Here is a 21,137-nt window from a genome sequence, read left to right on the forward strand (position 1 = left end):
TTATCCACCGTAATTGAGTTTTGGAGGATTTCCCATTGATCCGAAATTTAAAGGTTCAATTTCGGTTAAATCCAATGAATTACCTTGTAAAATAACTCCGCGGTCTACCACTTCATTAATAGCGGTTCCGGTTGGTGATAAAAATACTGTCGTATAACCGGCGTTTTTTTCCGCTGTTTCCGGGTAAACCCCCAGATAAATACGGATTCCGTTTACTGAAAGTCCTTTTCCGGCAGCTGTATCTTTCACATAAGCGATATAACGTTCCAGCTCTTCTATAGAAAACCAAAAAGCATTAGCATCTTCCATTGCTGTTTTTTCGGCTAGAATAGCACCTCTTTTTTCATTGTAATTTTTGTTCAACTCTTTCCCTATTTCAAGAGAAATTAATTGAGTAGGTTTAACCATTGTGTTCATTTTTAGATGGATTATTGATTTAAGGACAAAATTATAGTGCAACTACAGCAGTTACAAGGGGAAAATTCCCCTTTTTAACTAACTATATTTCACTATATAGCTTCGAAAACGCTTCTATTTCAAAGAAAATACAAAATTAATCATAAAATAACGATTCGCTCTATTTATATTTTCCTATTTTTTTAACGAAACTATTATTTTATCAATATTGATCCACAATGGTTCTGAAAGTAAGGTTTACCCGTGGTCGTAGTACTTTGGTTGTGGGCGGTAACCGGTGTAACCAATGGGTTTGCGTAGTGCCTTGCATAACCAGTAAACTACCGGCCTCCAACTGTAAAGCAATCATCGCTTTGGTGTTTTTATGCTTAAAGGCAAACTTCCGTTCGGCTCCGAAACTCAATGAAGCAATCACAGTATTAACGCCAAGTGATTTTTCATTATCGCTATGCCAGGCCATACCTTCCTGTCCGTCATGATAAAGATTTAGTAGACAAGAATTAAAAACGGTTCCGGTCAGCTCTTCTGCTTTTTGTTTCAGAGCCAATAATTCCGGAGTCCAGGGTAAAGCTTTTTTAGTCGTATTCGAATACGTATATAAATAAGGATGATCACCATACCAGGCGACTTTTCTTTTGGTTTGGATCAGTTTCCCGAAAACGATCGCTTCGTCATTACGCCATTCAATCGTTTCCATTAACCGGTCATAATAATATTGTGCTTCCCGACTGTTAACTATCCGGCCATGATAATACACCTCTCCATCATAAGGTAATCTGTTTTCGATTTCTCCGGTACTGAATAAGTCCATTATAACTGTTGTTTTGATTTCCAATCCTGATATTCGTTTCGCATACAATGTCCGCAAGGTCTGTACCCCATTACTTCCGCTTCTTGTCGCGATGTAAAAAATACCCGGTTTACTTTTTTCATTCGTTTACCGGATGTACAATGTAGCAATCCGAATATTTTCAGCTTTTTATTCCCTCCAAATGTAATACTTTGCTTTCTGATATGCTGATGTAATTCCGAATCGGAAAGCTGATTATGTAGCCACATCCTCTTTAACTGATTGCATCGTGAAAAATAATTCCCATCGTATAACGATTACCACTCCGTACTTCACTTACACCGTGCTTCATTCCTACGCGGTAATATCCTTTTGTACCTCGTACCGGTCGGAAGTTGGTTGTAAAAATCAGAATATCACCTCGCTTCGGTTGTAATACGATTGCTTTAGACTGTGCCCGCGGGACTTGTTCGGTCAGTACAAATTCACCGCCGGTATAGGCTTCTCCGGTTTCATTCAGAAACAACACCATTTGGATCGGGAAATACACCTCTCCATATAAATCCTGATGTAAAGTATTAAAACCGCCTTTCGTATAATTCAGAATCAGTGCAGTGGGTTTCAGCTGATTGTTGTCTTTGCAAAGCTCCAGTAATTCCTGATGTTTTTCCGGATATCGGGTATCGATATGCAAAGCTTTCATCCATAAATTAGCGATCGGCACCAATTTTTCATACACTTCAGATCGCAGCTGCTGAATAAGATCCGGCAGCGGATAATCAAAGTATTTATATTCTCCTTTTCCAAAGCGATACCGTTCCATTACTACGGTTTTACGATATAAACCGGACTCATTATATTGATCAATCAAAGTATTGCAAATGGTTTCCGGTACTATATCCGATAATACAACATATCCTTTTTCATGCATTGTTCCGGCCACCTGATCCCAATCGATAGTCTTCAAACGTTCTGATACAGTCTCCATTATTGATTCAATAAAATTTCAGACTGACAAGCTTCCCAACCGATAATTGCTTTTTTTCGCGCACTTCCCCAGTGGTATTCCCCGATCATTCCCGTAGCTTGTATTACTCTATGGCAAGGAATCAGAAAAGCGACCGGATTATTCCCGATAGCGGTTCCTACGGCGCGCGATGCTTTTGGTTTTGCAATACTTTTGGCAATATCACCATATGTTGCAAGTTGTCCCATCGGAATTTTCAACAAGGTCTCCCATACTTTTAACTGAAAATCCGTTCCGCGTAAGTGCAATTTAATGTGTCGCGGTTGACTCCAATCGTTTTCAAAAAAAGACAATACTTCCTGCTGATACATGTCGCTCGCCGATTGAATTGCTGCATTCGGAAATTCTTTTTCCAGTTCTTGCAGAGCTATTTCCTGATCATCAGCAAAAACAAGTCGGCATATCCCTTTTTTTGTTGAAGCCAGTAATAATTTTCCGAACGGGCTTTCAGCAAAACTATAATTGATTTCCAATTGTTCGCCACCGTTTTTATAATCACCCGGTGTCATTCCTTCAATATTTACAAACAGATCATGTAATCGTCCGGTTCCGGATAATCCGGTTTCAAATGCAGCCTCAGAAAGGGTTAACTGATTTGATTTCAGCATTTTTTTAGCGTGTTCTACCGTCAGATACTGTAAAAATTTCTTCGGACTCACTCCGGCCCACTCCGTAAATATTTTTTGAAAATGAAACGGGCTTACGTGAACGAAAGCGGCTACGTCTTCCAACGACGGCTGTGTTTTAAAATTAGCGTACAGAAAATCGATCGCCTTAGCGATGCGATCAAACTGAAATTGTTCCTGTGTTTTCATTTTGTGATTCATAAAATTAACACAACAAAGTTAGCTTCAACGAAAATGGTTTCCGACCCGAAACTTGCTGATTTAGCCACATCAGATAGTGATTAAAATTACAAAATAATATACTTTCCCGACGATAAAAACAGCATTTTGAATTATCTTTGTGTGCTTAAACGACAAACTTCACAACTGATATGAAATTAGTTTTTGCATCCAACAACCGCAACAAAATTAAAGAAATCCAACAACTACTACCCGAGTCCATTCAGATTCTAAGTCTAAGTGATATCAATTGTGATGTCGATATTCCGGAAACCGCCGATACTATTGAAGGCAATGCCATTCTAAAAGCCAATTATGTAACGGAACATTATGGTTATAACTGTTTTGCCGACGACAGCGGATTGGAAGTTGACGCTTTAAACGGTGCTCCGGGAGTGATTTCGGCTCGTTATGCCGGCGATCATAAAAACGACAATGACAATATCGATAAGTTGCTTTCTGAAATGTCTGATCAGGACAATAGAAATGCTAATTTCAAAACGGTCATTGCCTTAAATCTGGACGGAACCCAACATCTGTTTACCGGAATTATAAACGGTACGATTATTCAGGAAAGAAGAGGTGAAAATGGTTTTGGTTATGATCCTGTATTTATTGCCGAACAAGATACCCGTACTTTTGCCGAACTGGAAATGGAAGAAAAATCCAGCATCAGTCACCGCGGAAAAGCCGTTAAACAATTGGTTGATTTTTTAAATCGTTAAAGACATAAAAGTGTGTTTTACAGAAACGTCATGGCAATATTATTCTGAAAATTCCTCCTAAAGTTTTCACAATTCTGAATTAAGTTTTTATATATCTGACGTTTAATTTTCGCTTTAAAGCCGCCAACAAGCACACTTAAACAATAAACACCTGAAAATCAATTACAAACAAAAACACAAATATCAAAAACATATTAGCATATCTCGTTAATTTACAGTAACTTTGCCCCCAATTTAAAAATAACGAATGAATAAATTTGAACAATTAGGATTGAATGAATCGCTACTGCTGGCGATTAAAGATCTAGGATTTGAAAATCCGTCGGAGGTACAGGAAAAGGCGATTCCCCTATTATTGGAAAAAGACACAGACATTGTTGCGTTGGCACAGACCGGGACAGGTAAGACAGCTGCGTTTGGTTTCCCGCTGATTCAAAAAATTGATGCTGAGAACAGAAATACTCAGGCTTTAATTTTATCGCCAACACGCGAACTTTGTTTACAGATCACCAATGAGATTAAACAATATTCAAAATACGTTAAAGGAATTCACACTGTAGCGGTTTATGGTGGTGCCAGCATTACCGAACAAGCTAAAGATGTAAAAAGAGGTGCTCAGATTATTGTAGCTACTCCAGGAAGAATGCAAGACATGATTAACAGAGGTATGGTTAACATTAAGAACATTAATTTCTGTGTTCTTGATGAGGCTGACGAGATGTTAAACATGGGATTTTATGATGATATCACTGCTATTTTATCCGATACCCCGGAAGATAAAAGTACCTGGTTGTTTTCTGCAACCATGCCACAGGAAGTAGCGCGAATTGCCCGTGAATTTATGAGAAAGCCACTTGAAATTACAGTGGGTCATAAAAATTCCGGTTCGCAAAACGTTTCTCACGAGTTTTATCTTGTTAATGCCCGTGACCGTTATGCTGCTTTAAAACGTTTAGCCGATGCAAATCCGGATATTTTCTCTGTGATTTTTTGCCGAACAAAACGCGATACTCAGGCTGTAGCTGAAAAATTAATTGAAGACGGATACAATGCTGCTGCTTTACACGGTGATTTGTCTCAGGCACAACGTGACAGCGTAATGAAATCATTCCGTGGTCGCCAGATTCAAATGCTTGTTGCAACTGACGTAGCTGCACGTGGTATTGACGTTGATGATATTACACACGTAATCAACTATCAGTTACCGGACGAAATCGAAACGTATACACACCGTTCAGGAAGAACCGGTCGTGCCGGAAAATCAGGAACTTCACTTGTAATTATTACTAAAAGTGAATTGCGTAAAATTTCACAGATCGAGCGTATCATCAAAACTAAATTTGAAGAGAAACCGATTCCTTCCGGAATTGAAATCTGCGAAATCCAGTTATTCCACTTAGCTAACAAAATCAAAGACGTTGAAGTAGATCACGAAATCGATTCTTACCTTCCGGCTATTTATGAGGTAATGAAAGACCTTACAAAAGAAGAGGTAATTAAGAAAATGGTTTCCGTTGAATTCAACCGTTTCATCAACTACTATAAAAAATCACGCGATTTATCAGCTCAAAATGCAGGAGAACGTCGCGAAGATGCCGGAAGTATCCCAACTGACGGAGCTGTTCGTTTCTTTATCAACATCGGGTCACGCGATAATTTTGACTGGATGACGTTAAAAGATTTCTTACGCGACACATTGGAACTAGGCCGTGATGATTTGTTTAAAGTAGATGTAAAAGAAGGTTTCTCCTTTTTCAATACGGATGCAGAACATGCTGACAAGGTAATGGACGTATTAAACAATATCCATTTAGAAGGTAGAAAAATCAACGTAGAAATTTCTAAAAACGACGGTGGTTCTAATAGCAGACGACGTGATCACAACGGACGTAGTGGTGGTGGCGACAGAGGCCGCTCTTCTTCTTTCCGAGGTGGTGACCGCGATCGCGACAGAGGTCCGAGAAAAGAACGTAGTTTTGGTGGCGGACGTTCCGAAAGAAAAGATGATTTCGGCGACAGACCGGCACGAAACGAAAGAAGATCAGACCGTTCTCCGCGTCGTTCAGAAGGTTCTTCGAACAACACTAGCGGAAGACGCCCGAGAAGAAGCTAATTCTTTTGTTAATTTTCTTCTAATATAAATTAAAAACTGCAAAATATCCCTTACTTTTAGACCAATCTAATAACCCGTATGAGATTTTTTGCAGTTTTTTTATTGACCTTACTTACATTAACCGGCTACGCTCAGGAAACCGAAACATCCACTACTGTTTCCGGAATTGTAGTAAATGCCACGACTTTACTTCCCAAAAGTAATGTCAACGTTGTTAACATCAATACCGTAAAAGGAACTACTTCCGGCGGTCACGGTGAATTCACTATTGAAGCCAAAGTAAACGACACCCTTCACTTTTCTTTTATCGGTTTCGAATCGATTAAGATTCGGGTCACAAATGACTGGATCAAAAATAAAAACACTAAAATCCGACTAACTGAAAAGGCATATGCACTGGAAGAAGTTGTGATTAACAAATATCAATTGACCGGTTACCTTGAAGTGGATACCAAGATTTTACCGTTAAATGAAAATTTCCGCTATCCTATCACCGGATTACCATACGGATATGAAGCCGGCGATCATTCACCAAACAAAATTAACCGCGTTTTAGGTTCACTCTTTAACCCTGCTGATTTACTGTATAATTTCTTCGGAAAAAAACCGAAAGAAATGAACAAGCTTAAGGAAATCAAAAAAGATGATGTAGTCAAAAACCTATTGGCTTCCAAATTCGACAAAGAGACACTCGCTTCTTTACTAGGTATTGATCCGAAAGAAATCAATGAAATTTTACAGCGTTGTAATTATTCCGAAACCTTTATCAAGACAGCAAATGACCTTCAAATCATGGAAGCAATCAGTAGCTGTTATGAAGATTATAAAATCTTAAAACGGAAGAAATAACCTCATTTATGAAAGAAACTTTAGCTAAAGCAAAACATTATTCAAAATGGCTTTGGCTGCTACTTTTTTCGTATTTCGGTTATCTGATGCTGGAAATTACTCTGCGTTATATTCCTTTTCATACTGATACCGCCTTTTTACAGATCAAACAACAGGAAGTAACTGCTATTACGAGTTACATTACCTTCTTTTATATTCATGTATACAGCGCTCTATTTGTCTTATTAGCCGGTTATACACAATTTAGTTCTTCGTTGTTGGAACGATTTCCTAAACTTCATCGAATTAGCGGAAAAGTGTATGCTTTTATTGTTCTTTTATTAGCCGCACCCTCCGGAATCTTTATCGGTTATTATGCCAATGGTGGCTTAAGCTCCCAAATCGCTTTTATACTATTAGGCCTATTATGGTTCTTTTTTACACTTAAAGGCATCATCGCTATCCGAAAAAAAGCTATCATAGCGCATCGAAATTTTATGCTTCGGAGTTTTGCATTAGCTTTATCTGCCATAACTTTACGTTTATGGAAAGTAATTCTGGTATATTTATTTCATCCGAATCCTATGGATGTCTATCAAATTATCGCATGGTTAGGATGGATTCCCAATCTTATACTAGCAGAATGGCTTATTCGTTCTAAAAAACAGATTAAATGAAGAAAATTATTTTTTTTGCTCTCGTTTTAACTTTGGCAGCTTGTAACTCCAAAGACAAAAAAACAACCGATTCCATTGAGAATATTGCTTCCAATGAAACGGTGAAGGAAACCAATACCGAATTATACGGCTCCTGGGTTGGTGACTTTATCGTAGTTGAACAAAAAGATCCTGCCGAATATCATCCGGACAATAAAATCAGTATTGTTTTAAAAAAAATAACACCTGAACAGGTTATCGGGCAAAGCGTTGTAGCCGGTAACAGTAGGCCGCTCACAGGAACTTTATCGGGAAATAAATTCATCTTAAAAGAACCCGGCGATCATAAATATGACGGTGTTTTTGAATTCGAATTCCGAAATGATAGTTTAATTGGTAACTGGACCGCTTTTAATACCAATATTGCTGTTCCGAAACGAAGTTTTGGTCTGGCGAAAAAACAATTTATATACGATCCGAAGCTAATGTTACCGGAAGAAGGTGATTATGTTGATTGGTATAATCCCAAACAAAAAGAACAGGAAATTGAAGGTGAAACCTTTTCGGAAGAATATTACCGTCAGGCTTCCGATGAAATTACACAACTTAATGCTTCCACACAGAAGTTAACGGAACCAATTCTGAAAAACTTAAAAAAACTGGATCTTGAAATCATTCGCAATACTATATACGCCCGACATGGTTATACCTTTAAAAAGAAAAGCATCCGCCAATTCTTTGATCCGGTTAGTTGGTATATGCCGGTTTCCGACAATGTAGACAACGAACTGACACCATTGGAAAAGGACAACATCGCCTTGTTAAAGCGATTTGAAAAATATGCCGAAGATAATTACGATACTTTCGGAAGATAAAAGAGGAAATTATTCCTCTTTTTTGTTTTTTTCCAGATATAATCGGGTGATATAATCAATATCCTTAATCGATTTCCGGGTCCAGTCGATTCTTTTTTCCAGCATTTCCGCTTCCGTGAGTTTCCAGTCCAAACCGGAATTTCGCAAACGGGTTGATATATTTTGCAGAATAATAGCCGCTGAAACCGAGATATTAAGACTTTCCGTAAAACCAACCATTGGAATTTTCATAAAACCATCGGCCTGTTGCATTACCTCATCCGATAATCCGTTCCGCTCCGTTCCGAAGAAAATAGCGGCCGGCTGTGAAATATCAAAATCTTCCAATAAACAATCATTATCATGCGGAGTGGTCGCAATAATACGATAGCCTTTTTGCTTCAAATCCATAATACAATCCTGATTCGAATTAAAACGATTAATATCGACCCATTTTTGTGCCCCCATTGCAATCTCTTTGTCAATTTTTTTTCCGAAACGCTCTTCTACAACATTCAGCTCCTGGATTCCGAAAACTTCACAACTACGCATCACAGCACTTGTATTGTGTAACTGAAAGAGATCTTCAACCGCAACCGTAAAATGTTTCGTACGGTTTTCTAACACTCTGATAAAACCCTCTTTGCGATTTTCTGTAATAAAATTCTCTAAATATGCTAAATAAGCGGTATCCGAAAAAAGATGCTCCATTAAAAAAATATGATTTGTTAATTTTGTTTACTAACTTTAGTGAGGTTAAATCACTCTTATGACTCAAGAAGAACTACTGGCACAAATTTACAAAAAAGACGACAAAGCTTTTACGCTTTTGTACGACATGTATGCCAAAAACCTGTACGGTATCATTTATACCCTTATAAAAGACCGGGAAGAAGCTGAGGATGTCCTTCAGGAAACTTTTGTTAAAATCTGGAAAAATCTGGATTCCTATAACGAAAGTAAAGGGCGTTTTTTTACTTGGATCCTCAATATAGCCCGTAACGGAGCCATAGATCGATTGCGTTCCAAAGACTTTAACAATAATCAGAAAAACTTATCTTCCGACAATTTCGTACATATACTCGATGACAGTTCAAGGACGACTAATAAAATCGATACAATAGGAATCCAGGAGTTTGTCAAAAAACTAAAACCTAAATGCATCCAGCTTATCGACCTTTTATTTTTCAAAGGTTATACACAACAGGAAGTTTCCGAAACGCTGGAAATACCATTAGGAACAGTAAAAACACAAAACAGAAATTGTATTAACGAATTAAGAAACCTGCTGAGAGTATAATGAATACAAGAGAATATATAGAATCCGGTATTTTAGAACTATATGTTTTCGGAAAATTATCCGAAGATGAAAATACTGATGTACAAATTCGTGCCAACGAATATCCGGAGATAAAAAAAGAAATTGAAAGTATCGAACAAGCGATTATCAACTTATCGTATAGTGTTGCTCCGCATCTTTCCAATGAAAATTTCAATGCAATCCGAAAGGCATTACTTGAAAGAGAAACGGCCGTAGTACCGTTAAAACCGAAGACAAACCGAGCTGCTTATCTGGGCTGGGCCGCCTCATTCCTATTATTATTGGGTGCCGGCTTCCTGTATTTCCAAATGAATCAGGGCGATATATTATTAAAAGACAGCAAACAGAAAAACGATCAATTACAGAAATCGGTTGTAACGCTTCAGGAACAAAATAAAAACAATGAAACCATCCTGAATCTCCTTAAAAACGAGAAAAATACCCTTGTAACTCTTGCCGGGCAAACTGTTGCACCGGAAGCAAAAGCTAAAATATACTGGAATCAGGAAGATCATTCCGTATATGTAGACGCATCAGGATTACCGGAAGCACCTAAAGGCCATGTTTATCAGGTATGGTCCTTAAAAATGGATCCGCTAACACCAACAAGCATCGGGTTACTGGAAAAAACCGAAATCGGAAATTCAAAAATATTTAAAGTAGACAATACCGCTGATGCCGAAGGTTTCGGAATTACTTTAGAACCGGCCGGAGGTAGTGCAGCACCTACAATGGATCAATTATATACATTAGGAAAAGTTTAAAATGAAGCAGAAACTTGTCGTTCTTTCCGGTGCCGGAATTAGTGCCGAAAGCGGAATCAAAACCTTTCGCGATGCAGATGGCTTATGGGAAGGGCATGATATTATGGAAGTCGCCTCTCCTATCGGATGGGCCAATAACAGCGAACTGGTTCTTGATTTTTACAATAAAAGAAGAGCCCAGTTAAAGGAAGTACATCCTAATAAAGGACATCAGATTTTAGCTGAACTTGAACCCTATTTTGATGTGCATATCATCACGCAGAATGTAGATGATCTTCATGAAAGAGCCGGTAGTTCCAATGTTTTACACCTTCACGGCGAATTATTAAAAGTCAGAAGTACTGTTCATGACGACATTATTCTGGATTGGCATCATGATTTAAACAAAGGCGATAATGATATTCACGGCAATCAGCTTCGGCCGCATATTGTCTGGTTCGGAGAAGAAGTTCCGGCTATCGAAGCCGCAATTCCGATTGTAGAACAAGCCGATTACCTCGTTGTTATAGGTACCTCGTTACAGGTTTATCCGGCCGCCGGCTTACTTCATTATGCACATGAAAAAACACCGCTTTACTATATCGATCCCAAACCGGCTTCCATCAACAATATTGACAATCCGTTGAAAGTAATACCGTTAACCGGATCCGAAGGAATGGAAATCCTGAAAAAAGAACTCCTGGAACAATTTGAAAAGATTTAAAAATGTTGTTTCAGAAGTTTTGGTAAAAGCTTATCTTTGCGACTATTACAAAAATAACACAACAACAAATGCATTTAACTGAACTAAGTGCTATATCGCCAATTGACGGTCGGTATAGAAACAAAACCGTTTCCCTTTCTCACTATTTTTCTGAAGAAGCCCTGATCAAATACCGCGTACTGGTAGAAGTGGAATATTTTATCGCTTTATGCGAATTACCATTGCCGCAACTAGCCGGAGTCGATCAAAATTTATTTGCCGAATTGCGAAAAATCTACGAGAATTTTACAACGGAAGATGCACTTTGGATCAAAGAAACAGAAAAAACAACGAACCATGATGTAAAAGCAGTGGAGTATTTTATCAAAGCAGCTTTTGATCAATTAGGTTTACAACAATATAAAGAGTTTATCCATTTCGGATTAACGTCACAGGATATCAACAATACTGCGATTCCGTTATCAACCAAACATGCTTTCGAAAAAGTATATCTGCCATCGTTAGTAAGCGTTGTAGCCCGATTAAAAGAACTAAGTCAGGAATGGAAAGATGTACCGATGTTGGCTCGTACACACGGACAGCCGGCTTCTCCTACTCGTTTAGGTAAAGAAATTGCCGTTTTTGTAGAACGTCTTGAAGAACAAATGCGTTTGTTGTTCAATGTACCGTTTGCTGCGAAATTCGGTGGTGCTACCGGAAATTATAATGCCCATTTTGTTGCTTATCCAACTTTAGACTGGCGTAAATTCGGTAACGATTTCGTAGAAGATATATTAGGTTTACACCATTCATTCCCTACTACACAAATTGAACATTACGATCATTTTGCTGCCTTTTTCGATGCTTTAAAACGTATTAATACCATTTTAATCGATTTAGACAAGGATATCTGGACTTATGTTTCAATGGACTATTTTAAACAGAAAATAAAAGCCGGAGAAATCGGATCATCGGCCATGCCACATAAAGTAAACCCGATCGACTTTGAAAACTCAGAAGGAAATTTAGGAATTGCCAATGCCATTTTCGAACATTTATCAGCCAAATTACCAGTTTCCCGTTTACAACGGGATTTAACCGACAGTACGGTATTACGTAATATCGGCGTACCGATGGGACACACGCTTATTGGTTTTGAAGCAACTTTAAAAGGGTTAAACAAACTACTTTTAAATGCAGAAAAATTCGAAGAGGACTTAGAAAAAAACTGGGCTGTAGTAGCAGAGGCCATTCAAACGATTTTAAGACGTGAAGCGTATCCGAATCCTTATGAAGCGTTAAAAGACCTGACCCGTACCAATACTGTGATCAATAAAGAAGCTATTCATAACTTTATAGGCACATTAAACGTATCTGACGCTGTTAAAGCCGAGCTTTTAAAAATTACACCAAGCAATTATCTCGGGATCTAAAACCCGATCTGAATAGTATTTTATCATCCCGACAGTTATGAAACTGTCGGGATTTTTTATTTACCTTTATGATAAATTTATCTTAAAATAACAGCTTAACAAGCACCGGCTCTTTCATAAATACGCATTATTTTATAACTTACACAAATCCTAAAAAACAAAAAATATATGCCATTATCAACTGCCGAAACAATAACCGAAACTTCCCATCATTTATATCCCCTAATCAGTGATTTAGGATTAATCCTAATGACAGCCGGTGTAGCCGTACTGCTTTTTAAGAAAATCAAACAACCCCTGGTATTAGGTTATCTGGTTGCCGGTTTTCTCGCCGGAAATAATTTTGATTTTTTCCCTTCCGTCACCGATATAAAAAGTGTTGAAGTATGGGCTGAAATCGGGGTGATTTTCCTATTGTTCAGCCTCGGACTCGAATTCAGTTTTAAGAAGCTGATGAAAGTGGGCGGAACCGCTTCTATTACCGCCATTATTCAGATTATTTCGATGATTTTTATCGGGTATATGTCCGGACAATGGATGGGATGGTCCCAAATGGACAGTATTTTCCTCGGCGCCATTCTGTCAATGTCCTCCACCACGATTATCCTCCGTGCTTTTGACGAATTAAACGTAAAAGGAAAGAAATATGCCGGAATTGTTTTCGGAGCCTTAATTGTAGAGGATATTGTCGCCATCTTACTGATGGTGTTACTTTCCACCATCGCCGTTAGTCAGCAATTTTCCGGAGCCGAATTATTTGAATCCGTTTTAAAGTTATTCTTCTTCCTGATTCTTTGGTTTGTAGGCGGAATTTTCTTTATTCCTACCTTACTAAAAAAGGCCAAAAACCTGTTGAATGAAGAAACCTTATTAATCATATCATTAGCCCTTTGTCTGATGATGGTAATTTTGGCCACCAATGCCGGTTTTTCACCTGCTTTAGGTGCCTTTATCATGGGATCGATTATTGCAGAAACAACTCAGGCCGAAAAAATCGAACATCTTATCAAACCGGTAAAAGATTTATTCGGAGCTGTATTCTTTGTATCCGTCGGAATGTTAATCAACCCGGATACTTTGGTTGAATATGCCGTTCCTGTATTATTGATCACCCTTATTACTATTTTAGGTAAAACAATTAGTACCGCAGCCGGCGCTTTGGTCTCCGGACAACCTTTAAAACAATCCGTTCAGGCCGGTATGAGTTTGGCACAGATCGGGGAATTTTCCTTTATTATCGCTACGTTGGGGATGTCGTTAAAAGTAACCAGTGACTTCCTGTATCCGATTGTAGTAGCCGTATCCGCCGTAACGACCTTTACGACACCATTCATGATCAAAATGTCGCAACCGGTTTATGAAAAACTGGAAAAAGTGTTACCGCAAAAATGGCTTACCGCTATTGATAATTACAGTACAAACTCACAATCAATCAAAGCTACCAGTAACTGGCAGGTGGTATTAAAAGCCAAAATGACACAGATTGTGATCAACTCGGTAATTATTATTGCCATCATATTATTAGCCGATTTGTATATTTCCCCTTTGGTAGTGCATTCTAAAATGGGAAATGCTCTTGCCGCACTTATCACACTGATAATCATTGCACCGTTTCTATGGGCGTTATCACTTCGAAGAGTCGCAGTAAAAGCGATGGATGAACTTCGTAAAGAACGTAAATATCGCGGTCCGTTAACCATGTTAATCCTTGTAAGAATTGGTCTTGCCTTATTTTTTGTCGGGTTTCTTCTCAATAATTTCTTTTCACCGATCGTCGCTTTTATCGCTTTGATTCTGGTGATCATATCCTATATCGTCTTTCCTAAAAAGCTACACGCTCAATATGAAAAGATCGAGAATCACTTCCTTAAAAACTTCAACGACCGTGAAATTGCACGAGCTCAGAAAACCCGTGACGATTTAACCCCTTGGGACGGACACATGGCTAATTTTGAAATCGCCAAAGAATCCAATCTGGCCGGGAAAAAATTACAGGATTTAAAAATCCGGGAAAAAATGGGAGTCAACATTGCTTTTATCAAGCGTGGTGAAATCATGATCAATATTCCAACCCGAAATGAGCGTTTGTTCCCTGGCGATGAGATTTGTGTTATCGGAACTGATGATCAGGTTCAAAACTTCAAAGGCTATTTAGATCAGAATGAAATTGAAGTTCCGGAATCTGTAACGGAGGCACAGATTGTATTACAGCAATATGAACTGACGAATCAGGATTTTATCGGAAAAAGTATTCGGGAATCCCAATTACGGGAACGTACAGGCGGACTTGTCGTAGGTATTGAACGTAACGGTGAACGTATCCTGAATCCGGAATCGCATCTTATTTTAGAACAAAACGATATTCTATGGTTGGTAGGTGATAAAAAACTATTATCAGCCGTATTTAAAAACTAATTTCGATCTGACAGATTTGAATAAAAAAACCTGATATTTTCATATCAGGTTTTTTTGTTTTTTATCTTGAATAATTCGGTGCTTCTTTTGTAATTGTAACGTTATGCGGATGGCTCTCTCCGATTCCGCTGGTTGTAATTCTAACGAATCGTCCTGTTTCCTGTAATGTCTGAATATCTTTAGCACCACAGTATCCCATTCCGGCACGTAATCCGCCAATAAACTGAAGCATACTTTCGTTTAGTTCTCCTTTATACGGTACGCGTCCTACAATTCCTTCCGGAACCAGTTTTTTCACATCATCCTCCACATCCTGGAAATAACGATCTTTCGACCCCTCTTTCATCGCTTCAACCGATCCCATTCCTCTGTATGACTTGAATTTTCTTCCTTCAAAAATAATAGTTTCTCCCGGTGATTCTTTTGTTCCTGCTAATAAAGATCCTAGCATCACACAGTCGGCTCCGGCAGCAATCGCTTTTGGAATATCACCTGTATAACGGATTCCACCGTCAGCGATAACCGGAACACCAGTCCCTCTTAAAGCAGCTGCAACTTCCAATACTGCGGAAAATTGCGGGAAACCAACTCCGGCAACAACACGTGTTGTACAAATCGATCCCGGACCGATACCTACTTTAACAGCATCAGCTCCATTCTCAGCCAGATATAAAGCCGCTTCCGGTGTCGCAATATTACCTACAACCACATCTAATTCCGGGAATTTTTCTTTTACCTGTTTTAAAACACCTACCACTCCTTTAGTATGTCCGTGAGCCGTATCAATAATCACAGCATCTACACCGGCATTTACCAAAGCAGTCGCTCTTTCTACTGCATCATTTGTTACTCCTAAAGCAGCTGCAACACGTAAACGTCCGAATTTATCTTTGTTTGCGTTTGGTTTTTGCGTTAACTTGGTAATATCTCTAAAAGTGATCAATCCAACTAATTTGTTTTCCTGATTGACTACCGGTAGTTTTTCAATCTTATTATGTTGTAATATTTCTTCAGCAGTCGTTAAAGTCGTTCCTTCTCCGGCCGTTACCAAATTCTCAGAGGTCATTACTTCGATAATCGAACGGGTGTTATCTTTTTCAAAACGCAAATCCCGATTCGTTACAATCCCTTTTAGAATCTGATTTTCATCCACTACCGGTATTCCTCCGATACTGAATTCACGCATCGCCAGTTTGGCATCGCCAACCGTTGCTGTAAGCGGTAATGTAACCGGATCGATAATCATTCCGGATTCCGCTCTTTTTACTTTTCGTACTTCGGCAGCCTGCTGCTCGATCGTCATGTTTTTATGTAATACACCAATACCGCCTTCCTGTGCCATTGCAATAGCCATAGCACTTTCGGTTACCGTATCCATAGCAGCGGATACAACCGGTACATTTAGTGTTATATTTTTTGAAAATTTCGTTTTGATACTTACTTCTCTGGGAAGTACTTCTGAATAATTGGGAACTAGTAGAACATCATCATAGGTTAGACCTTCCCCGATGATTTTAGCTGTGTGTGCTTTCATGTTGCAATTTGTAGTTGAATTGCATGCAAATATAACACATTTATTCCATCTGCGGGAAAAACTTTAACATTATTATAAATTGTCTTACAATGGCTTATCTAAAGATCAAATTGTGCTTTTACTTTTTTTCTTTATTTTAGCCATCGCAACAAAATTTTTATTTTTTGTAGCTTTTATTTTTTAAAAAATATTTTAATCTACTCTATTTCAATTCATTTACATTCCATATAGCTACTTATTCCCTTCAAAATGACTCAAAAAATCTATCTTTTATTCTGTTTTATAACTACAATTGCATTACAGAACAGCTACGGCCAATCCGCAGTGCCGAAAAAATTTCACAGCAAAGATTTTAACTGGACCATAACCATACCGGACAATTTTGAAACAGTTTCAAAATCCGACTGGACTAAAATTCAAAATCGCGGTCAGCAGGCAATCGAAGATACTTTTGATCAGGAAATTGACAATCAATCCGTTAACATTTTCGTTTTCAAGAATGATCAATTTAATTATTTTGAAGCCTGTCATCAGCCTTTTGATCCGAAAATTGACGGCAATTATGTACAATCCTGTAAAGATGTAAACAATCTTTTATACAAGGTTATGCAAGAACAACTACCCGGAAGTCCGATTGACACACTCAGAACCGTTGAAAAAATTGACAATTTAGAATTTCAGGTCTTTAAGATTGCCCAAACGCTTCCCAATCAAAAAACATTTACGATGATCATGTATAATCGTCTATTCGGTAAAAAAGAGTTGGCCGTTAATATTATGTATATGGATGAAGCGAAAGGCAAACAGATGTTATCCTCCTGGCGAAATTCTACATTTTTAAAGAAAGTTCCAAAAGCGGCAATAAAGAATAAGAAATAGGATTCTTCATTTATAGTTCCTGTAACATGGATTCGCTTTCTTCTATTCAGCTAAAACCGATATTGCAATGTAATATAGCCCGTTCTCGGTGCTGACGGTATAATCCCCGGTCCGGGATAACCGGTGGCTCTTCGGGTAAAATAAACCGTATTCATCAGGTTTGTAATTCCGGTTTCCAATGTAAAACGGGAACTGAATTTATAGGATAATGACCAATCTGTGATAGCATATCCGGGAACCTGACCTTCGATTCCACGTATGTTTTCGTTTTTATCCTGTTTTATATTTGTGGCATCGGTATATTGATCACTTAGATAAGTAAACTGTATACTTGTCAGCCCGTTTTTATAGCCTAACGTCATTCCGGTTTTTAAGTTGATCATCGGAACAAATTCTACCTGATTTCCGGTTATTCCCGGTTGTCTGGAATGCGTATAAGTTGACTTTGTAAGCGCGAGATTCGTAAATATATTCCATTTATAATCATTGTCTAACGGATTAAATAGTGTTTTTTGCAGACTTAAATCGGTAAAAAATTCAAGTCCGTATAACATCGCATCACCTACATTCGTTCGGAAGCGAATAATTCGAAAATCGTCTGTCTCCTTAATAATTTGTCCCAAGCGTCCTTTATAGGCCAATCCAAAAGCACTGATATCATAAGTCAACTTGCTTTTCCATTGCCCACGAATTCCGAAATCAAACGTATATCCATATTCATCCTTTAGATTCTCATCAATCTGATACGACGGTTCTGTAATTCGCATATCGTTAAACGTTACCGAACGATAATTTTGTGAGAAATTCATATATGTTTCAACAGCTTTAATCGGTTTATAACTTAATCCGATGCCCAAAAGCACAAACGAGCGTTTTAAATTGTTGTTTTCATCGTAACGTTTATCAAAAATGACATTCCCGGCATTATCGCGGTTTATTTTTTTATAATATCCTTTTGCCTGTGTATTGATATATTCCCAACGAATTCCGGGTGTTATTGAAAAGGCATCCGTGATACGGAAAATATTTTCTCCGAATAACGCTAAATTGAGATTCGGATAGTTATAATCCGATTGGTTCTCATAATACGGAAACGCTTGTGTTGCTAAATTAAAATCGGCATCACTTCCGGAACTCCCCGGTCCTTGCCGGGCATTATTTTTTGACTGATAATACTTTCCTCCAATCACAAATGCATTTTCATGCCCCAGAAAACGATAACGCTGTAAAATTTTTGCTTCCATTCCCCAATTCGCAAATTTTCCGGTAATCAGATCGCGAACGGTTCCTTCCTTATCTTCCTGAAATACCCGATTGGAACGAAATCCTAATGCTTTCCGACCGGCATATAATCCGAATACATTCAGGCTTATATCTGTTTTTTGAGTGGCCTGATGCTTTATTTTAAATGAAAAAAGATTCCAGTCAACCGCAAACCAATTTCGCTTCCGATTACTTTGAAAGGCGTCTTCATAAAACATCTTATCCGTTAATCCTCCGGGTTGATGCGCTAAATACTGAAAATGAGTATAGTCAAAACTCAGGTTCGTTTTATTATTAATCCGATAATTAAAGTTTCCGAAATAATTTTGAGATTCAAAATCGGAATTAAGCTGAAAGCCATCTCCTTTTTTATAATTGAAAAACGTGTAATAACTAAAATTCTTTAGTGTTCCGCTTAAATCGGTAAAACTGGTAAATAAATTATTACTTCCTATTGTTTGTCTGTTGGTTAAACGGCGTTTTTTATCCGGATCCGGGGCTTTTATTTTAAAGTTGATCAGTCCGCCGAACTGTGTTCCGTATTGTAATGAGGCAGCTCCTCTTATTATTTGTATCCGGTCTAATCCTTCCGCCGGCGGTGTATAATAACTTTCCGGATAACCTAATAAATCTGCACTGATATCATAATCATTTTGCCGAATATTAAAATGCGCTGATCGATTCGGATCCAGTCCTCTTCCGCCAATATTAAGTTGTAAACCACCGGCATCACTTTCATAAATATTCAATCCTGCAACTTGTGAAAACACTTGTCGGGCTAAATTGACCGCTTTATTTCCCGTTTGTTCACCAACAATAACTACTTCTGATTTTTTACCGGCATAAATTCCCATCCCGTCAACATCCCGCAATCGTGACATTGCAAAAAATTCCTTTCTTCTTTTTTGAATTAAAACTTCACTGAGTCGGACTTCCATTGGCTGTAAAACCACTAATACCTCTACATCACTATGCTTTATAGTTACTTTCTTTTCTTTCAGATGAAAATGATCGGACAAGAAAATCAAATGGTATTGACCTGGCTTTATATTTGAAAAAGTAAATTCCCCGTTTTCGCCGGATTGCACTCTGATACCATCCTCTACTTTTAAGATTTCAGCCAAAACTACCGGAGTACCATTGTTAGCATTGCTAATTTTGCCATGGATATTGAATTGTGAAAAACAGCTCCAACTGATCAATGTAAATAACACTATATTAAAGTCCTTTAATCTCATCTTCAAATGGAATAATCCAATATTTTGGTAAAAAAGAATCTTTCTCCTTTGCCAGATTTACAGTCGGGTTAATAAATATCCGTGAGGGTCTCCCGTTAAGGGTTACGTAACTTTCTACAGAAACGATAGGATCATTCATCCCTTTTTCTTGGTAATAATTATGTATAAAACGAGCAAACTCAAGGATAAAATCCGGTTGAAAAGCCATTTGTTTTTCCTGAAAAGGGGTTAGAAACTCGGAATTATCGATGTAAAAGGAATTTCCTGTTACCGCATCTTTGACGATAAACTGGGCATAACCCGCTTTTTCCATCAGCATAACCCGCCAGGAAAAACGAAAACCTTCTTCCGTCCAGAATAATTCGCCCGGATATAAAAGATAGCGCAACGGGAATACTAATTGTACTATAAAAAAACAAATCAATATTCTGATTCGTATTGCCGTACCACTCAATGTTTTGGTAAATCGTGCTTTACCATTATCAAATCGTTTTTTATTGATTTTAAAAATAATACTGAGGTATTCCAATGCTTTATGATGATACTTGGCATCAAAAAACACCAATGTTGCACCAATCATAATAAACGGAAACATTCCGATAGGAAACAAAATCCGGGTTACGCTATGAAAAATGACTACTAATACAAAGGCAATAAGTCGGGTTTTGCGATATAACAGCAGAAACGGGATAGCCAAATCATATAGCATACCGAACCAACTGAATATAAACGGCATCCATTCCTTTTGGAGTAAAAAACCAAATACAGGAAGATCATACTGCGGTTTTAACCATAATTGTAACGGCATTGCTTTGAACAGCCAATCGGAATTGATTTTAGCCAATCCGGCATAAAAATAGACAATGCCCAGCATAAGTTTCAAACTGTCGATACACCAGGCCGGTATTTTCTGAAAAGCTAATTCCGGTTTTAGTCGAGCATCCACTGAGTAGTAAGCATTGGCAGGCAAAAAAATAAGAATAAATGCTACCGTACTAATAAAATAGTAATGATTCAGATAGGTCGTTTTATCCATCAGCTCTATATAAGTAAAACTTATAAAAAACAGGATAATGGCAATCCTATACCGATATCCTATAGCGATCAAAAGACAGGATAAGGAACAAATCAAAAAAATCAGATACGTAAAATCGCTTACTGGTTTTACCCATTCAAATCCGTAATAGGAAAAGAAAAACTTCGGTTCGATATACAATGTCTTTACCCAACCTTTACTCACAAACCGAACCAGACTTATAAACATAATAGTACCGAAAAGAATACGGAAAGTAGCCAACGGAGCTGCTTCGGTTGTTCGGTTTAGATACTCCTGAAATCGTTTCATCTGTCGTA

20 protein-coding genes are annotated in these 21,137 nt (G+C 38.0%); 11 read left to right on the forward strand and 9 right to left on the reverse strand.

Features of this window, described 5'->3' with window-relative positions:
- From NOX80_RS16910 to NOX80_RS16930, 5 genes are all read right to left on the reverse strand, one after another.
- On the reverse strand, nucleotides 1-408 hold the full coding sequence (locus NOX80_RS16910) for a hypothetical protein (protein ID WP_256550991.1): 408 nt from the start codon (nucleotides 406-408) through the stop codon (nucleotides 1-3).
- A gap of 211 nt (nucleotides 409-619) precedes the next feature.
- Nucleotides 620-1,228, reverse strand: coding sequence for an alpha-ketoglutarate-dependent dioxygenase AlkB family protein (locus tag NOX80_RS16915; RefSeq protein ID WP_256550992.1), 609 nt, complete (start codon nucleotides 1,226-1,228; stop codon nucleotides 620-622).
- Nucleotides 1,228-1,476 carry an Ada metal-binding domain-containing protein gene (locus NOX80_RS16920; protein ID WP_256550993.1) on the reverse strand — a complete coding sequence of 83 codons (249 nt, stop codon included), beginning with the start codon at nucleotides 1,474-1,476 and terminating at the stop codon, nucleotides 1,228-1,230. The genes NOX80_RS16915 and NOX80_RS16920 overlap by 1 nt, the downstream gene beginning before the upstream one ends.
- Before the next feature lie 5 nt (nucleotides 1,477-1,481).
- Entirely contained in the window at nucleotides 1,482-2,195 is a 714-nt protein-coding gene (locus tag NOX80_RS16925; protein ID WP_256550994.1) for a 2OG-Fe(II) oxygenase, read from the reverse strand.
- A complete protein-coding gene (locus NOX80_RS16930; RefSeq protein ID WP_256550995.1) occupies nucleotides 2,195-3,049 on the reverse strand; it encodes a bifunctional helix-turn-helix domain-containing protein/methylated-DNA--[protein]-cysteine S-methyltransferase in 855 nt (284 codons plus the stop codon). The genes NOX80_RS16925 and NOX80_RS16930 overlap by 1 nt, the downstream gene beginning before the upstream one ends.
- A 182-nt stretch (nucleotides 3,050-3,231) precedes the next feature.
- On the opposite strand from NOX80_RS16930, the gene NOX80_RS16935 reads away from it, so the two are divergent.
- From NOX80_RS16935 to NOX80_RS16955, 5 genes are all read left to right on the forward strand, one after another.
- The gene (locus tag NOX80_RS16935) at nucleotides 3,232-3,804 is read left to right on the forward strand and encodes a non-canonical purine NTP diphosphatase (protein ID WP_256550996.1); all 573 of its coding nucleotides are present in this window, start codon (nucleotides 3,232-3,234) and stop codon (nucleotides 3,802-3,804) included.
- Nucleotides 3,805-4,051: 247 nt separating this feature from the next.
- Nucleotides 4,052-5,917, forward strand: a complete 1,866-nt coding sequence (locus tag NOX80_RS16940) for a DEAD/DEAH box helicase (RefSeq protein WP_256550997.1) — start codon at nucleotides 4,052-4,054, stop codon at nucleotides 5,915-5,917.
- 78 nt (nucleotides 5,918-5,995) lie between these two features.
- Complete coding sequence (locus tag NOX80_RS16945; RefSeq protein ID WP_256550998.1) at nucleotides 5,996-6,766, forward strand: carboxypeptidase-like regulatory domain-containing protein; 771 nt, start codon at nucleotides 5,996-5,998, stop codon at nucleotides 6,764-6,766.
- A gap of 8 nt (nucleotides 6,767-6,774) precedes the next feature.
- On the forward strand, nucleotides 6,775-7,422 hold the full coding sequence (locus NOX80_RS16950; protein ID WP_256550999.1) for a DUF2306 domain-containing protein: 648 nt from the start codon (nucleotides 6,775-6,777) through the stop codon (nucleotides 7,420-7,422).
- Nucleotides 7,419-8,276: a YARHG domain-containing protein gene (locus NOX80_RS16955; RefSeq protein WP_256551000.1), complete on the forward strand. Its 858-nt coding sequence runs from the start codon at nucleotides 7,419-7,421 to the stop codon at nucleotides 8,274-8,276. Before NOX80_RS16950 ends, NOX80_RS16955 begins: the two co-directional genes overlap by 4 nt.
- Before the next feature lie 9 nt (nucleotides 8,277-8,285).
- On the opposite strand, the gene NOX80_RS16960 is transcribed toward NOX80_RS16955, so the two are convergent.
- Nucleotides 8,286-8,966, reverse strand: a complete 681-nt coding sequence (locus tag NOX80_RS16960) for a TrmH family RNA methyltransferase (protein ID WP_256551001.1) — start codon at nucleotides 8,964-8,966, stop codon at nucleotides 8,286-8,288.
- 58 nt (nucleotides 8,967-9,024) lie between these two features.
- Here NOX80_RS16960 and NOX80_RS16965 point away from each other — a divergent pair, with 58 nt between their 5' ends.
- The 5 genes from NOX80_RS16965 (at nucleotide 9,025) to NOX80_RS16985 (ending at nucleotide 14,870) form a co-directional block, all read left to right on the forward strand.
- Nucleotides 9,025-9,555 (forward strand): RNA polymerase sigma factor, encoded by a 531-nt coding sequence (locus NOX80_RS16965; RefSeq protein WP_256551002.1) that lies wholly within the window; start codon nucleotides 9,025-9,027, stop codon nucleotides 9,553-9,555.
- Nucleotides 9,555-10,340 (forward strand): anti-sigma factor, encoded by a 786-nt coding sequence (locus NOX80_RS16970; RefSeq protein ID WP_256551003.1) that lies wholly within the window; start codon nucleotides 9,555-9,557, stop codon nucleotides 10,338-10,340. Before NOX80_RS16965 ends, NOX80_RS16970 begins: the two co-directional genes overlap by 1 nt.
- A 1-nt stretch (nucleotide 10,341) precedes the next feature.
- Nucleotides 10,342-11,043 (forward strand): SIR2 family NAD-dependent protein deacylase, encoded by a 702-nt coding sequence (locus NOX80_RS16975; protein ID WP_256551004.1) that lies wholly within the window; start codon nucleotides 10,342-10,344, stop codon nucleotides 11,041-11,043.
- Nucleotides 11,044-11,111: 68 nt separating this feature from the next.
- Nucleotides 11,112-12,455: an adenylosuccinate lyase gene (purB, locus tag NOX80_RS16980; protein WP_256551005.1), complete on the forward strand. Its 1,344-nt coding sequence runs from the start codon at nucleotides 11,112-11,114 to the stop codon at nucleotides 12,453-12,455.
- A gap of 168 nt (nucleotides 12,456-12,623) precedes the next feature.
- Nucleotides 12,624-14,870 (forward strand): cation:proton antiporter domain-containing protein, encoded by a 2,247-nt coding sequence (locus NOX80_RS16985; RefSeq protein WP_256551006.1) that lies wholly within the window; start codon nucleotides 12,624-12,626, stop codon nucleotides 14,868-14,870.
- Between the two features lie 61 nt (nucleotides 14,871-14,931).
- Here the strand turns inward: NOX80_RS16985 and guaB are convergent, their stop codons facing one another.
- Entirely contained in the window at nucleotides 14,932-16,404 is a 1,473-nt protein-coding gene (gene guaB / locus NOX80_RS16990; RefSeq protein ID WP_256551007.1) for an IMP dehydrogenase, read from the reverse strand.
- A gap of 249 nt (nucleotides 16,405-16,653) precedes the next feature.
- On the opposite strand from guaB, the gene NOX80_RS16995 reads away from it, so the two are divergent.
- Nucleotides 16,654-17,283 (forward strand): hypothetical protein, encoded by a 630-nt coding sequence (locus NOX80_RS16995; RefSeq protein WP_256551008.1) that lies wholly within the window; start codon nucleotides 16,654-16,656, stop codon nucleotides 17,281-17,283.
- A gap of 50 nt (nucleotides 17,284-17,333) precedes the next feature.
- Here the strand turns inward: NOX80_RS16995 and NOX80_RS17000 are convergent, their stop codons facing one another.
- Nucleotides 17,334-19,784 (reverse strand): TonB-dependent receptor domain-containing protein, encoded by a 2,451-nt coding sequence (locus NOX80_RS17000; RefSeq protein WP_256551009.1) that lies wholly within the window; start codon nucleotides 19,782-19,784, stop codon nucleotides 17,334-17,336.
- Complete coding sequence (locus NOX80_RS17005; RefSeq protein ID WP_256551010.1) at nucleotides 19,765-21,129, reverse strand: HTTM domain-containing protein; 1,365 nt, start codon at nucleotides 21,127-21,129, stop codon at nucleotides 19,765-19,767. The genes NOX80_RS17000 and NOX80_RS17005 overlap by 20 nt, the downstream gene beginning before the upstream one ends.
- Between the last annotated feature and the right edge of the window lie 8 nt (nucleotides 21,130-21,137).

Source organism: Flavobacterium cerinum, from assembly GCF_024496085.1.
GTDB classification, from domain to species: domain Bacteria; phylum Bacteroidota; class Bacteroidia; order Flavobacteriales; family Flavobacteriaceae; genus Flavobacterium; species Flavobacterium cerinum_A.